Annotated in this window: 13 protein-coding genes and 1 pseudogene; 6 read left to right on the top strand and 8 right to left on the bottom strand. The window is 61.5% G+C overall.

The window, feature by feature from the left end; all coding sequences use genetic code 11:
• Positions 1 to 162 precede the first annotated feature (162 nt).
• A complete protein-coding gene (locus tag QTA57_RS02495; RefSeq protein ID WP_145212397.1) occupies positions 163 to 735 on the bottom strand; it encodes a GcrA family cell cycle regulator in 573 nt (190 codons plus the stop codon).
• A gap of 132 nt (positions 736 to 867) precedes the next feature.
• Here QTA57_RS02495 and QTA57_RS02490 point away from each other — a divergent pair, with 132 nt between their 5' ends.
• The 3 genes from QTA57_RS02490 to QTA57_RS02480 all read left to right on the top strand — a co-directional run bounded on the left by QTA57_RS02490 (position 868) and on the right by QTA57_RS02480 (position 4039).
• On the top strand, positions 868 to 1689 hold the full coding sequence (locus QTA57_RS02490) for an ABC transporter permease (protein ID WP_290153399.1): 822 nt from the start codon (positions 868 to 870) through the stop codon (positions 1687 to 1689).
• Positions 1690 to 1724: 35 nt separating this feature from the next.
• Entirely contained in the window at positions 1725 to 2756 is a 1032-nt protein-coding gene (locus QTA57_RS02485; RefSeq protein WP_290153398.1) for a serine hydrolase domain-containing protein, read from the top strand.
• A gap of 83 nt (positions 2757 to 2839) precedes the next feature.
• A complete protein-coding gene (locus QTA57_RS02480; protein ID WP_290153397.1) occupies positions 2840 to 4039 on the top strand; it encodes a DUF2235 domain-containing protein in 1200 nt (399 codons plus the stop codon).
• 4 nt (positions 4040 to 4043) lie between these two features.
• Here the strand turns inward: QTA57_RS02480 and QTA57_RS02475 are convergent, their stop codons facing one another.
• The 6 genes from QTA57_RS02475 to metF all read right to left on the bottom strand — a co-directional run bounded on the left by QTA57_RS02475 (position 4044) and on the right by metF (position 9244).
• Positions 4044 to 4943, bottom strand: coding sequence for a DMT family transporter (locus QTA57_RS02475; protein ID WP_290153396.1), 900 nt, complete (start codon positions 4941 to 4943; stop codon positions 4044 to 4046).
• The gene (gene argF / locus QTA57_RS02470) at positions 4940 to 5866 is read right to left on the bottom strand and encodes an ornithine carbamoyltransferase (protein WP_290153395.1); all 927 of its coding nucleotides are present in this window, start codon (positions 5864 to 5866) and stop codon (positions 4940 to 4942) included. Before argF ends, QTA57_RS02475 begins: the two co-directional genes overlap by 4 nt.
• A 68-nt stretch (positions 5867 to 5934) precedes the next feature.
• Complete coding sequence (locus QTA57_RS02465; protein WP_290153394.1) at positions 5935 to 6477, bottom strand: GNAT family N-acetyltransferase; 543 nt, start codon at positions 6475 to 6477, stop codon at positions 5935 to 5937.
• Positions 6461 to 7657 (bottom strand): aspartate aminotransferase family protein, encoded by a 1197-nt coding sequence (locus tag QTA57_RS02460; protein WP_290153393.1) that lies wholly within the window; start codon positions 7655 to 7657, stop codon positions 6461 to 6463. The genes QTA57_RS02465 and QTA57_RS02460 overlap by 17 nt, the downstream gene beginning before the upstream one ends.
• A 75-nt stretch (positions 7658 to 7732) precedes the next feature.
• Positions 7733 to 8230, bottom strand: a complete 498-nt coding sequence (locus QTA57_RS02455; protein WP_290153392.1) for a PaaI family thioesterase — start codon at positions 8228 to 8230, stop codon at positions 7733 to 7735.
• 147 nt (positions 8231 to 8377) lie between these two features.
• Positions 8378 to 9244 (bottom strand): methylenetetrahydrofolate reductase [NAD(P)H], encoded by an 867-nt coding sequence (gene metF / locus QTA57_RS02450; RefSeq protein WP_290153391.1) that lies wholly within the window; start codon positions 9242 to 9244, stop codon positions 8378 to 8380.
• 94 nt (positions 9245 to 9338) lie between these two features.
• Between metF and QTA57_RS02445 the strand changes: the two genes are divergently transcribed.
• The 3 genes from QTA57_RS02445 to QTA57_RS02435 all read left to right on the top strand — a co-directional run bounded on the left by QTA57_RS02445 (position 9339) and on the right by QTA57_RS02435 (position 11882).
• A complete protein-coding gene (locus tag QTA57_RS02445) occupies positions 9339 to 10244 on the top strand; it encodes a LysR family transcriptional regulator (RefSeq protein WP_171557339.1) in 906 nt (301 codons plus the stop codon).
• A 123-nt stretch (positions 10245 to 10367) separates the two neighbouring features.
• A complete protein-coding gene (locus tag QTA57_RS02440; RefSeq protein WP_290153390.1) occupies positions 10368 to 11003 on the top strand; it encodes an alternative oxidase in 636 nt (211 codons plus the stop codon).
• 78 nt (positions 11004 to 11081) lie between these two features.
• Positions 11082 to 11882 carry an inositol monophosphatase family protein gene (locus tag QTA57_RS02435; RefSeq protein ID WP_290153389.1) on the top strand — a complete coding sequence of 267 codons (801 nt, stop codon included), beginning with the start codon at positions 11082 to 11084 and terminating at the stop codon, positions 11880 to 11882.
• Here QTA57_RS02435 and QTA57_RS02430 read toward each other — a convergent pair.
• Positions 11879 to 12569: pseudogene (locus tag QTA57_RS02430) on the bottom strand (CDP-alcohol phosphatidyltransferase family protein). The gene QTA57_RS02435 and the pseudogene QTA57_RS02430 overlap by 4 nt on opposite strands.
• Between the last annotated feature and the right edge of the window lie 28 nt (positions 12570 to 12597).

Raw genomic sequence — 12597 nt, 5'->3', positions numbered from 1 at the left:
AGCCCCGCTTACTTTGGCGAGGCTAGGGTGCAATTTGGGGCTATGCAATTGCCGCCCGGTTTGTCGCGAGCCGAATTGTTCCGGTTTAACTCGTTTGGACGTCGCGGTGTTCAGTCTTGGAGGGGTTTGGCCAGCTCTCTTTTAGAGGAGCTGGCCGGGTGTTCAACGGCGCCGGTCGCGGCGCGACGACATCGGCTGAAACGCTACGCCCACATGCGCCTCGCAATAGGGTTTGCCCTGCTGCACCGGCAGGCCGCAGAAATAGAAATCATCGGTCGCCGGGTCGCCGATGGGCCATTTGCAGGTCCGCTCGGTCAGTTCCATCAGGCTGATGCGCTTGGCATGCTTTTCAACTTCATTGACCTTGGCCAAGGCCTCCGGGCTGATCTCATTGGCCGAAGGCTGCGGCGGCAGCGGCTGCCCCGCGGGCACAATCGGTTTGCGAAGCGGGGTCACGTTCGAGGGGCGTGAGGCGGGTTCGGCCGTGGTCGCGGCGGGTTTGGGCGCAGGCTTCGGCGCGGCCGGTTCGGCCTTGGCCGCCGGTTTTGCGGCCTCCTTCGCGGGGGCGGGTTTCGCAGCACCACTGGTGGTCCGGTTCGACAGGCCCAAGCGATGCACCTTGCCGATCACTGCATTGCGGGTCACGCCGCCCAATTCCTTGGCAATCTGCGAGGCCGACTGGCCCTCGCCCCACATCTTCTTGAGTATCTCGACGCGCTCGTCGGTCCAGGACATCCTTGCCCCTCCTGCTCGTTTTTGCACATGGCTCGGTGCGCCACGGCCCTTGCATATGGGCCCGGGACCAGCGAATTGGAAGCCCTATCCTATCGTGCCCTTGCGGGCGGACACAAGGCGGGGAAACGCGGAATGATGGACAGCCCACCCAAAGCGATGCAAACCGGCATGGGCGTGCGCCGTTTCGGCCGGGTCAATTGGCTTGGCCTCTACACATTGGCGATGCGCGAGGTGATGCGGTTTGTGGTGGTCTGGACGCAAACGCTTCTGGCGCCGCTGGTCACCGCCGGGCTCTTTATCCTGATCTTCAGCCTGGCGATTGGTGGGCAGCGCGGCGATGTGATGGGTGTCAGCTTCCTGCATTTCATCGCGCCGGGTATCTTGATGATGACGGTGATCCAGAATGCATTCGCCAACACCTCGTCCTCAATCGTGATCGGCAAGGTTCAGGGCAATATCGTCGACACATTGATGCCGCCGCTTAGCCCTCTGGAACTGGTCGTGGGCTATATCATCGGCGGCGTTGTGCGCGGTGTCTTGGTGGCGCTGGCCGTGACCCTGGTGATGTTCCCGATCATCGGGCTGAGCGTCGCGCATCCGCTTTGGGCGTTCACCTTCGTTGTCCTGGGCGGCATCTTCCTCGGCGGGGTCGGCATCGTCGCGGGCATCATTGCGCAGAAATTCGACCAGATCGCCGCGATCACCAACTTCATCGTCGTGCCCTTGAGTTTCCTCTCCGGCACCTTTTATTCGATTGAGGCATTGCCCGGTTGGCTCAACACGCTGACCCATTGGAACCCGGTGTTCTATCTGATCGACGGGGTCCGATATGGGGTCCTGGGCACCTCGGACAGCTCGCCCTGGCTGGGTTTGGCCGTGGCCTCGGGCGCGAGTCTGGCGGTGATTGCGTTGGGCTGGCGGTGGTTCAAGACGGGATATCGGCTGAAATCATGAAAGCGGCTTTGGCAAGTCTGGTGATGGGAAGCATGATGACAAGCGCGACCCTTGCCGACGATCTGCAAAGCTTGGCCGACGGGCTGGCGGCCGATGCTCTGATCCCGGGCGCCGTTGTGGGCCTGGTGGAGGCCGACCGGTTGGATTGGGCCGTGGCCGGTGTTCGGATCACCGGTCGGGACGACCTGATTGAGCGGGATGATCTTTGGCATTTGGGTTCGCTCACCAAATCCATGACCGCGACTGTTGCGGCCCGCTTGGTCGAACGCGGCGTGATCGCTTGGGACGATACCGCTGGTGTGGTTCTGGGCCGGCCCGACGCACCCGGCGCGGGCGCCACATTGGAGGTGCTCCTAACCCATCGGGCGGGCATCGCGGCCAATCCGGGTATGTGGCGGATGATAAATCTGCCGCGCGATTGGTCGGCCGAGAGCCATCACACCGACCGGCAGGCCTTGGCCGACGATGTGGTGAGCTGGCCCCTGGCCGGGAACCCAGGCGATTTCCTCTACTCCAATATGGGCTACATGCTGGCGGGTCAGATGCTGGCCGTATCCGCGGAGACATCTTGGGAAGCGTTGATCGCGGCGGAACTGTTTCAACCGCTTGGCCTGAACAGCCCCGGATTTGGCCCGCCGGGTTACCTCACCTCGGAGAACCAGCCTTGGGGTCACCGCGCTGGGCTTTGGGGCCGTCTAAGGGCCGCCGATCCGGTGACCGGCCCCGACAACCCGCCGGTCTTCGGTCCGGCGGGCACGGTGCATATGAATGCTGAGGATATGCTGACCTATCTCCGGGCGCATTTGATGCGGGATGGCCGCTATCTCAGTGCGGAGAGTTGGCACGTCTTGCAGACCCCACCAGACGGCACGGATTATGCCATGGGATGGAGCCGCATGACCTCGGGGCGTCTGGCGCATGATGGCTCCAACACCTTCTGGCTCGCTGTCATGGGTCTTGATTTTGAAGCCGGGCGGGCGGTTTTTGTTGCGGTCAACTCTGGCGCGCTTGACGAGATTGGACCGCTTTTGGCCGAGGCGGGCGAGGCCGCCTTTGCCCTCCCATGAGGGGTGCGGGATTTCCTGCCGATTTTCTGGTGTAAACAGGCTATCTTGTCCTCAACGGCGCACCGCCGAACGGAGGGATAGCCATGAAACGGATCGCCGTGTTCTGCGACGGGACCTGGAACAGGTCGGACAGTCAGACCCCAACCAATGTGGTGCGGCTGGCCGCGGCAATGGCCCCGCTTGGACCTGACGGGGTGGTTCAGGTGCCGATCTATATTCAGGGTGTCGGGACCGGGCAAGGCGTCACCCGGTTGTCTCGGTGGGCGGATAAGGTGCTTGGCGGGGCCTTTGGTTGGGGCCTGATGGCCAATATCATTGAGGCCTATCGCCATCTCGTGTTCCTTTATGAACCTGGCGATGAAATCTTCATTTTCGGCTTCTCCCGCGGCGCCTATACCGCACGGTCGCTTGCCGGGTTTATCCGATGCACTGGCATTGTTGATCGCGATCGGCTTCACAAGATACCGGAGGCGGTCGAACGCTATCGGCGCAAGGGGGACCCGACCACGCACCCCTCGACGCCGGAAAGTTTCGATTTTCGGTCCAACGCGTCCTTGCGGGTGGTGACAAGCGCAGCCGAGACGGCACATCGGCGCGACGCCGGTATGCCCGAGGCACCGCTTCTGCGGCTGGCCTATCTCGGCGTTTGGGACACTGTCGGCGCTTTGGGGGTGCCCAAACATCTCGCGCTGGCCCCAGTGCTCAATCGCGACAAGTTCCGCTTCCATGACGCGGATTTGACCCGGCTTGTCCGCATGGCCCGCCATGCAATCGCGTTGGATGAACGCCGCCCGTCGTTCTGCCCAACCCGATGGGACAATTTGGAGCGGCTAAACGGCGGGCCGATGACGGATGATGCGCCGTATCAGGAGCGGTTCTTTGCAGGCGATCACGGCTCGGTCGGCGGGGGTGGCGACATTCTTGACTTGTCGAGCATCACGCTGCGTTGGATCGCAGAAGGGGCGGCAGAAGCAGGGTTGGCGCTTGATCCGAAGGCTCTTGCCGCGATCGCGCGGAAAGAAAACCCAATGGGGCCGCTGCATAATCATTCCGAGCGGCGTCAAAGCCTCGTTGAGCGGATCATGCGGATGCGGTTGGAAGATCGGGAGGGGCCGGAGCGGATGGAGGAGCTGCATCCGGCGGTCTATCAACGGTGGTCTAAGGAAGCGAAGGCGACGGGGTTCAAACCTTACCGGCCCGGCAGCCTAAAGCGGGTTGAGACGCAGCTTGCCGCGTTTCATGCGGCGCAGAGCGCGACCGAAGATAGCACGAGATTTGCCTGAGGCCTTACCGTCGGTGGACAGCCTCACGCCAGGCCAGAAGCGCTGCGCCGGTGACGATGATCGCCGCGCCGCCGATGCTGATCGCGTCTGGCATCACGTCGAAAATGACGAGGTCGTAGAGCGCCGCGAGGACGAGCGTCATATAGGTGAAGGGCGTGACGAAACTCGCATCCGCCCGCGCCATGCCATTGACGAAACAGAACTGCGCGCAGGCCATGGCAACCCCAAGCCCGGCCAGCCCCGCCCATTGCGCAGGCGTCGGCGGGTGCCAGACGGCGATCACCGCCAGGCTCGCGATCACCAGGCCAAGGGAGTTGTTGACAAACAGCACCTGAAGCGGGCGCTCACGCCCGGCAAGCCGCTTGATGAAGATCAGTTCCAACCCCATCAGCATCGCAGCTCCAAGCGCCAGAACTGCGCCCAGTTGGATCGCTTCCGCCCCAGGTCGGATCAGCAGAAGCGCGCCCGCAAAGGCAATAGCGGCGGCCAGCCAGCGCCAAGGGCCGACCCGTTCTCCCAAAAGTGGGATCGCCAGGATCATGCCGAAAACCGGGTTCAGAAAGCTGATTGCGGTGGCATCGCTGAGCGGAATGAGCGCGGCTGCCGCGAACATCAACGTCACCCCGCCCCAACCGCAAACCGTGCGGGCGATATGGTTCGACCAATCTGGCCACGTCAGACGCGGGCGCAGCGCCGCGACGGTGGCGACAATCGCGATCCAGGCAAACAGAAACCGCCCATGGCTGACCTGCAACGGATGCAGCGCCGGCCCGAGCGCGTCGGTGCCAAGCGCTTTCGCCAAAAGCGTGGTGGCGGCGATGAAAACCGTCGCGGCCAAAATGAACAGGACTGCGAGCGCAGGGTTCTGCGCGATATTGCTGGAGGGCGGCGGGCGGCGGCTCACACGCCCAGACACCAACGCAAAACGGCCTTCTGCGCATGTAACCGGTTTTCGGCCTCATCGAAAATGACCGAATGCGGCCCGTCCATCACCGCGCTGGTCGCTTCTTCCTCCCGATGGGCGGGCAGGCAATGCATGAACAGCGCGTCATCCTGGGCGTGGCGCATCAACTCTTCATTGACTTGATAGCCGCGCAACTGGTTGTGACGCCGTTCTTTTGTCGACTGGCTGTCATGCATCGAAACCCATGTGTCGGTGACCACCAGGTCCGCGCCTTCCACCGCCCGGGCGGGGTCGCGGATGATCTCGACATTAACCCCCTTGGCGCGGGCTTCTTCGATAAACACCCGTTCGGGGTCGAGCGTCTCCGGCCCGGTGAAGGTCATATCGAAGCCAAACTGCCCCGCCGCATGCAGAAAGCTGGCGCAGACATTATTGCCATCGCCGGTCCAGACAACTTTCTTGCCTTTGATCGGCCCGCGATGTTCCTCATAGGTCATTACATCGGCCATGATCTGACACGGATGCGACCGGTTGGTCAGCCCGTTGATCACCGGCACCGTCGCGTGATCGGCCAATTCCAGCAGCACATCCTCTTCAAAGGTCCGGATCATGATCAGATCGACATAGCGGCTAAGCACTTTGGCGGTGTCCGCGATGGTCTCGCCATGGCCAAGCTGCAGATCGGTGCCCGAGAGGACCATGGTCTGCCCACCCATCTGCCGCACGCCAACATCGAAGCTGACCCGGGTTCGGGTTGAGGGCTTTTCGAAAATCAACGCCACCATATGACCGGCCAGCGGCTGCGCATCATCGGCCATGCCTTTGGGCCGCCCGGCGCGGGCGTCTTTCATGGCACGGGCCGTATCAATCATCTGCCTCAAATCGGAAGGCGCGGTTTTGTTGATGTCGAGAAAATGTGTCATGTCGGTCACTTATCGTATCTGTCGGGCGTGATGGGCGGCCCTCCACCTCATGCTAGCCGGGGATGTGTCTAGCCAGAAGACGGCTGGGCGATATCGGGTGTTTCGGCCATCTGCCGTTGAAACAGCATCACGAGCACACGGTCGCCATCGCCACACTCGCGTTCTTCCAGCGGGGCGAAACCGGCGGCGGTGTAGGTGGCAATGGCGCGGGTATTGGCCGGGTCCGGATCAATGGCGATGGTGGAGGCGCCTTGATCCATCAACTCAATGGCGCGTTGGCGGATATAGGCCTGCGCATGGCCTTTGCCGAGGAAATCGGGATCCCCCAAAAACGTGTCCATCGCGCGCGTGTCCGCTGGCAGGTCGGCGAAATGCGGCGCGGGCCAGTGATGCGCCGGATAGTCCTGCACAAAGGCAAAGGGGCGGCCCTCGAGTTCCACGATCCGCATATCCGTGGGGCCGCGATCAAAATCTTCTTCCATCAGCGCGATTTCCACAGCGGAATTGCCCCACCAGCCGCCAATATGAGGTTGGTCAAGCCAGCTCTCGATCAACGGGTAATGGTCCCGGGTCAGCTTGACGAAGCGATAGGCGCTATTCGGCAGCATCATGGGTCTGCGCCTTCAGCGCGGTTGCCGCCCGATCAAGCCGGTCGATCCCCTCGGCAATCTCCGCCTCGCTCAGCGTGAGAGAGGGCAACAGCCGCACCACATTGTCGCCTGCCGGAACCGTCAGCATCTCTTGCTCAAACGCGGCATTGATCACGTCGAGATTGGGCAGTTTGCAAACCAGGCCAAGCATAAAGCCCGCGCCGCGCACCTCTTCAAACACCTCAGGGTGTGAGGCGACCAACCCTTCGGCCTTTTGCCGCAAGAGGCCCGCCCGGCGGCTGACATCCTCAAGAAAGCCGTCTTCGGTGATCACATCCATCACGGTCGCGGCCACCGCGCAGCCAAGCGGGTTGCCGCCATAGGTGGAGCCATGGGTGCCGGGCGTCATGCCAATCGCGGCTTCCTCCGTGGCCAGCAGTGCACCGATCGGGAAGCCGCCGCCGATGCCTTTGGCCACCATCATGATATCCGGGCTGATGCCAGCCCATTCATGCGCAAAGAGTTTGCCCGTCCGGCCCATACCGCATTGAATTTCATCGAAAATCAGCAACAGCCCGTGTTCGTCACACAAGTCACGCAAGCCCTTCAGGCATTGATCCGGCACCGGGCGGATGCCGCTTTCGCCCTGGATCGGCTCCAACATAATTGCGCCCACATCCGGGCGCGCCGCCGCTTCGCGCAGTGCGTCGTGATCGCCAAATGGCAAGTGGATGAAACCCGGCAGAAGCGGCCCAAACCCTGCGGTCAGTTTTTCGGCCCCGGCGGCGGAGATCATGCCCATGGACCGGCCATGAAACGCCCCCTCGAAGGTGATGATCGTGGTCCGGTCCGGCTGACCTTTCTCATGCCAGTATTTCCGGGCCATTTTCACCGCAAGCTCTCCCGCCTCCGTGCCGGAGTTGCAGAAGAACATCGTGTCGGCGAAACTGTGTTCGACCAGTTTCTCGGCCAGCTCCTGCTGTTCAGGCACGGTATAGAGATTGGACGTGTGCCAGAGCTTTTCCGCCTGTGATTTCAGCGTGTTGACCAGGGCCGGATGCCCGTGCCCAAGTGCCATCACCGCGATCCCGCTGGCGAAATCCAGGAAACGTCGGCCATCGGCTTCCACCAACCAAGCGCCGTCGCCTTTGACAAAGGACAGCGGCGCGCGGGAATAGCTGGGAAGGACCGGGCTGATCATAACCATCTCCGAGATCAGTGTTGCAAGAAGCCTCGGGCTTGCCCGAAAGGTATCATTAAGTCAATTCAACAGCCGTTATGCTCCATCAGTCATCTTCATGATGATGCAGGTGGTTGAGCCGGTGGCATAAAGCTTGCCATCCTGAACGCCGCGAATGGTGCCTTCTGCCACGCCGGTGGACCGCCCCGCATGACTGACGATACCGTCGGCGACGATCTCCATGCCGACGGGGATCGAACGGGTGATATTTATCTTATATTCCAAGGTGGTATAGATCGAACCCTTGGGGACTTTCGTCATCACCGCGCAGGCCATGCAACTGTCGAGAAGCGTCCCGTACCAGCCGCCATGCACCGTCCCCATCGGGTTTGTGTGATCAAAGCTCGGGGCGCCGCGAAACACCACACGCCCGTCTTCGACAGTGTCGAGCGCGTAGTTCAGCCCTTGGGAGATCGGCGGCGCGGGCAAACGGCCATCCCTTATGCCCTCCATGAAATCCAGGCCCGACATCGACAAAAGCGCCTCCTGATCAAGAAGCTCATCCATCGACTTTGCGTAGACCCGGTTTGCCATATCGTCCTCCTATCCGTCTGATCGGTACCCAAGCGCGGGCGCGGGGGTTCCGCAAGCGGTGGAAAAGGTGACGCAGCGTCGGAAAAAGAACGGAGATAGGTTACGAAAAGTCGCGAAATACGGGAATTTTGTAACCTATCTCCGGGCTCAAGCCACTTCGGCCAGGGCCAGTTTCGGGGTCACGCCCAGGGCGGCGCAGACCTCCCGTGTCAGTTCCGGGGTGTTCAATGTGTAGAAATGCAGATCGGTGACCCCGCCCTCAATCAGGTCGGAGCAAAGCTCACTACAGACCGCCGTCGAGAGCAGGGACTCGCGCCCATCGCGGATTGCGGCGGTGTAGGCCTCGTCCAACCAAGCCGGGATCACGGCGCCACAGGCGGTGGCAAAGCGGCGGATACGGGTCCAGTTGTTGATCGGCAGGATGCCGGGGATGATCGGCGCGTCGATGCCCGCCTTCACGCAGGCATCGCGGAACCGGAAGAAGGTGTCGGCCTCGAAAAAGAACTGCGTGATGGCGGAGGTCGCGCCCGCGTCAATCTTGCGCTTTAGGAACTCCACGCAGGCCGCCAGATCCGGCGCATCTGGATGCGAGTCTGGATATGCGCCGACCCGCAGCGAAAACTTACCGGTTTTGGCGAGCGCCTCGATCAACTCGACAGAGCTTGCAAACCCATCCGGGTGCGGCGTGAATTTGCCCGCACCTTTTGGCGGATCGCCGCGCAGCGCCACGAGTTGTGAGATGCCTGCTTCGGCGTAACTCTCTGCAATGGCGAGGGTCTCTTCACGTGTGGCGTCAACGCACGTCAAATGCGCCGCTACCGGCACGCCGAAATTGCTGTCAATCGCGGTCACCGCGTCATGGGTCAGCTTTCGGGTTGTGCCGCCCGCACCATAGGTGACCGAAACGAATTTCGGGTCCAAAGGCGCCAAAACACCAAGCGTGTCCCACAGCCGAAACGACGCCTCCAATGATTGCGGCGGGAAGAACTCAAAAGAGACGGCGGGCACAGGCATAGCGATTCTGATCCTTGAAAAGACGCCATTGGATGTCGCATAGAGGGCAAGCTCAAGACAAACTCATAAAACTCATCATCAATATGAGCCGGACATGCATATCGAATTTCGCCACCTCCGCACCATCCGCGCCATACACGAAGAGGGCGGGCTGGCCAAGGCGGCGGATACGCTGCACATCACCCAAAGCGCGCTCAGCCATCAGATCAAAGGGCTGGAGGCGCAGGCCGGGGTGGAGCTGTTTGTGCGACGTTCGAAGCCCATGCGGCTGTCTTCGGCGGGGATGAAGCTTTTGCGGTTGGCCGAAGACATCTTGCCGCGCATTGCAGCGCTGGAAGAGGAATTCACTGGCCTGCGCGCGGGCAAATCCGGCCGGTTGCACATCGCGATCGAATGCCATGCCTGTTTTGATTGGCTCCTGCCGGTCTTGGAGAAGTTCCGCCAAGCTTGGCCGGATGTGGATGTGGATATCCGCCCGGGCCTGCAATTCGAAGCTCTGCCCGCCCTCGTGCGGGAAGAGGTCGATCTGGTGATCTCATCTGACCCGGAGGAACTGCCCGGCGTCGATTTTACACCGCTCTTTGATTATGAACCGGTTTTTGTTGCGTCCGCCGAGCATCCGCTGGCGGCGAAGGACTTCATCGAAGCCAAGGATTTCGAAGGTGAGATGCTGATCACCTATCCGGTGGAGCGGGCGCGGCTCGATGTGTTCAACCAGTTGTTGACCCCTGCGGGCGTGGAGCCGCGCGGCATCCGACAAGTGGAACTCTCCGCAGTGATCTTGCTACTGGTCGCCTCAAATCGAGGGGTCTCGGTCCTGCCGGATTGGGTTGTGCGCGAGCAGCGGCAGAATGCGAGCTATGTCACCCGCCCTTTGACCAAGACCGGCCTGACCCGGCGGCTTTACGGCGCCACGCGGAGCGACGAGACGACCAAGCCGTTCATGTCCCATGTGCTGAAGCTGGCCCGGACCGAACCATTGAAATTGCAACGCAAGTAATCGTTGTATTTCAATACACTAAATCTGCATCGACTTGTCGCAGGGCACGCCGCGCGCAAGGTGTCGCAGTTGCATTGATCCGCCGGGTTTTACTCTCAGATTCTGGGGCAGGAGGCACGCGATATGTATGATCAATCCCACAAACCCGACCCTGACCTGACCCTTCACAAGCCACCCGCGGACATCCATGACCGGATCGCTCTGAAGACGGTGAAATTCATGCGCGTCTTTGCAGATGCGTTCTTCGCCAAGCGCTATGGCCACCGCGCCGTCGTGCTGGAAACCGTCGCGGCGGTGCCCGGCATGGTTGGCGGGTTGTTGCAGCATCTCAAAGCGCTGCGCCATATCCGAGACGATCAAGGCTGGATCCGTGAGCTTTTGGAAGAGGCGGATAATGAGCGGATGCATTTGATGACCTTCATCAAAATCGCTCAACCGACGCTTCTGGAACGCGGCTTGATCATGATCGGTCAGGCGGTGTTCTTCAATTTCTACTTCTTTCTTTACCTGTTCGCGCCACGCACCGCGCATCGCGTCGTGGCCTATTTGGAAGAGGAAGCTGTGGTCAGCTATACCCAGTATCTTGAGCAGGTGGATGCCGGGCGGCAAGAGGATGTGCCCGCCCCGCAGATCGCCATCGATTACTGGCATCTGCCGTCCGATGCGCGGCTGCGCGATGTGATCATTGCGGTCCGGGCCGATGAGGCCGGGCATCGCGATGCCAATCACCGTTTTGCCGATCAATTGGCCGCGGGCTGACCCTGGCACCGATTGAGCCCTTGGCAGGCCGCGCGCGCAGGTCTATACGCGCGGCCTGGTAGTCAAAGGGGCAAGGCCATGCAAGGCAGCGCAAATCTCAACGTCATGATCAAAGCCGCCCGTCTGGCGGGGCGCTCGCTGGTCAAGGATTTCCGCGAGGTCGAAAACCTGCAGGTCAGTGCAAAGGGGCCGGGCGATTTTGTGTCCAAGGCCGATATGGCCGCCGAGCAGATCATCCGTGACGAGCTGATGGAAGCGCGCCCGAATTACGGCTTTCTCGGCGAAGAGAGCATCGAGACCGAGGGCAATGACCCAACCCGCCGCTGGATCGTTGACCCGCTCGATGGCACCACGAATTTCCTTCATGGGATGCCGCATTTTGCCGTGTCGATTGCCTTGGAACATAAGGGTGAGATCGTCGCGGGCGTCGTGTTCGACCCGGCCAAGGACGAGATGTTCTATGCCGAGAAGGGCCAAGGCGCGTGGTTGAATGACAAGCAGCGGCTGCGGGTCTCGGGGCGCACCCGGATGATCGAGAGTGTCTTTGCGACCGGGGTCCCCTTTGGTGGGCGCAAATACCTGCCAGCGGCGTTGCAAGACTTGGCACGCCTGATGCCGCAATGTGCGGGCGTGCGTCGGTGGGGCGCGGCCTCGCTTGACCTCGCCTATGTCGCGGCTGGACGTTACGAAGGCTATTGGGAACGCGGTCTGAACGCGTGGGATATCGCCGCGGGCGTGATCATCGCGCGGGAAGCTGGCGCGATGGTGGAGCCGCTGCGCGAGGGGAAAGACTTGCTCACGGCGGGCAGTTTGATTGCGGCCAATGGCGGGATGTTCGAAGCTTTTGCCAAGGTGATCCGCGAACGGCCCGACGCTTAATCGCCGTTCAAAACCTGCTGCGCGATCCCGGCGACCAGCAAATAGATCGACGTCACTGCCACAACCAAGGTAAGGGCTGGATTGGAGGCAAATCCCGTCCAGGCGGCCCAGCCGATCGCCCCGGTCCAGACCAGGGCCACCGGCAGCGTGATCCAGCGCCAGCGTTTGGTGCGCACGGGGTGGACGAATTTCAGCGGCAGGAACATCGCGACGCTGAGAATGATGACAAGCGCCAGCGTTATCCAAACCCCCGGCGTCATCACCAGGCAGCCCAGGATCAGCATATTCCAGCAGCCCGGGAACCCCCGAAAAACTGTCATCGGCGGTCTTCATCCGGGTGTCAGCGAAGTAGAGCGCGCTGGCAAAGGGCACCAGCAACACGGTCAGCCAGCCGGTCCATCCCGGCAAGAGGCCTGAGGCGTAGAGCGCATAGGCCGGGATCACCACATAGGTCATGAAATCGATGATCAGGTCCAAGAGCACCCCATCGATTTCGGGCGCGTGGGTCTTGACCTCGAAATGCCGCGCCAATGGGCCGTCGATGCCGTCGACAACGAAGGCGAGGGCGAGCCAAAGCGCCATGACATCCCATCGCTGCTCCATCGCGGCTAAGAGGGCGAGCATGGCCAGAGCCGCACCGATTGCGGTGAAGCCGTGGACAAAAAAGGCGGAAAGGCGCGCGTTCATCAAACTGTCATGACCGAAGAGGGCCTTG

The sequence above is a fragment of the Fontisubflavum oceani genome (genome assembly GCF_030407165.1).
Classification (GTDB): domain Bacteria; phylum Pseudomonadota; class Alphaproteobacteria; order Rhodobacterales; family Rhodobacteraceae; genus Rhodophyticola; species Rhodophyticola oceani.
This window is presented reverse-complemented; position numbering and strand designations above follow the sequence as displayed.

Coding starts and splice junctions, on each gene's coding strand:
- QTA57_RS02495 (WP_145212397.1), bottom strand. CDS start 735: ATGTCCTGGACCGACGAGCGCGTCGAGATACTCAAGAAGATGTGGGGC.
- QTA57_RS02490 (WP_290153399.1), top strand. CDS start 868: ATGATGGACAGCCCACCCAAAGCGATGCAAACCGGCATGGGCGTGCGC.
- QTA57_RS02485 (WP_290153398.1), top strand. CDS start 1,725: ATGACAAGCGCGACCCTTGCCGACGATCTGCAAAGCTTGGCCGACGGG.
- QTA57_RS02480 (WP_290153397.1), top strand. CDS start 2,840: ATGAAACGGATCGCCGTGTTCTGCGACGGGACCTGGAACAGGTCGGAC.
- argF (WP_290153395.1), bottom strand. CDS start 5,866: ATGACACATTTTCTCGACATCAACAAAACCGCGCCTTCCGATTTGAGG.
- QTA57_RS02465 (WP_290153394.1), bottom strand. CDS start 6,477: ATGATGCTGCCGAATAGCGCCTATCGCTTCGTCAAGCTGACCCGGGAC.
- QTA57_RS02460 (WP_290153393.1), bottom strand. CDS start 7,657: ATGATCAGCCCGGTCCTTCCCAGCTATTCCCGCGCGCCGCTGTCCTTT.
- QTA57_RS02455 (WP_290153392.1), bottom strand. CDS start 8,230: ATGGCAAACCGGGTCTACGCAAAGTCGATGGATGAGCTTCTTGATCAG.
- metF (WP_290153391.1), bottom strand. CDS start 9,244: ATGCCTGTGCCCGCCGTCTCTTTTGAGTTCTTCCCGCCGCAATCATTG.
- QTA57_RS02445 (WP_171557339.1), top strand. CDS start 9,339: ATGCATATCGAATTTCGCCACCTCCGCACCATCCGCGCCATACACGAA.
- QTA57_RS02440 (WP_290153390.1), top strand. CDS start 10,368: ATGTATGATCAATCCCACAAACCCGACCCTGACCTGACCCTTCACAAG.
- QTA57_RS02435 (WP_290153389.1), top strand. CDS start 11,082: ATGCAAGGCAGCGCAAATCTCAACGTCATGATCAAAGCCGCCCGTCTG.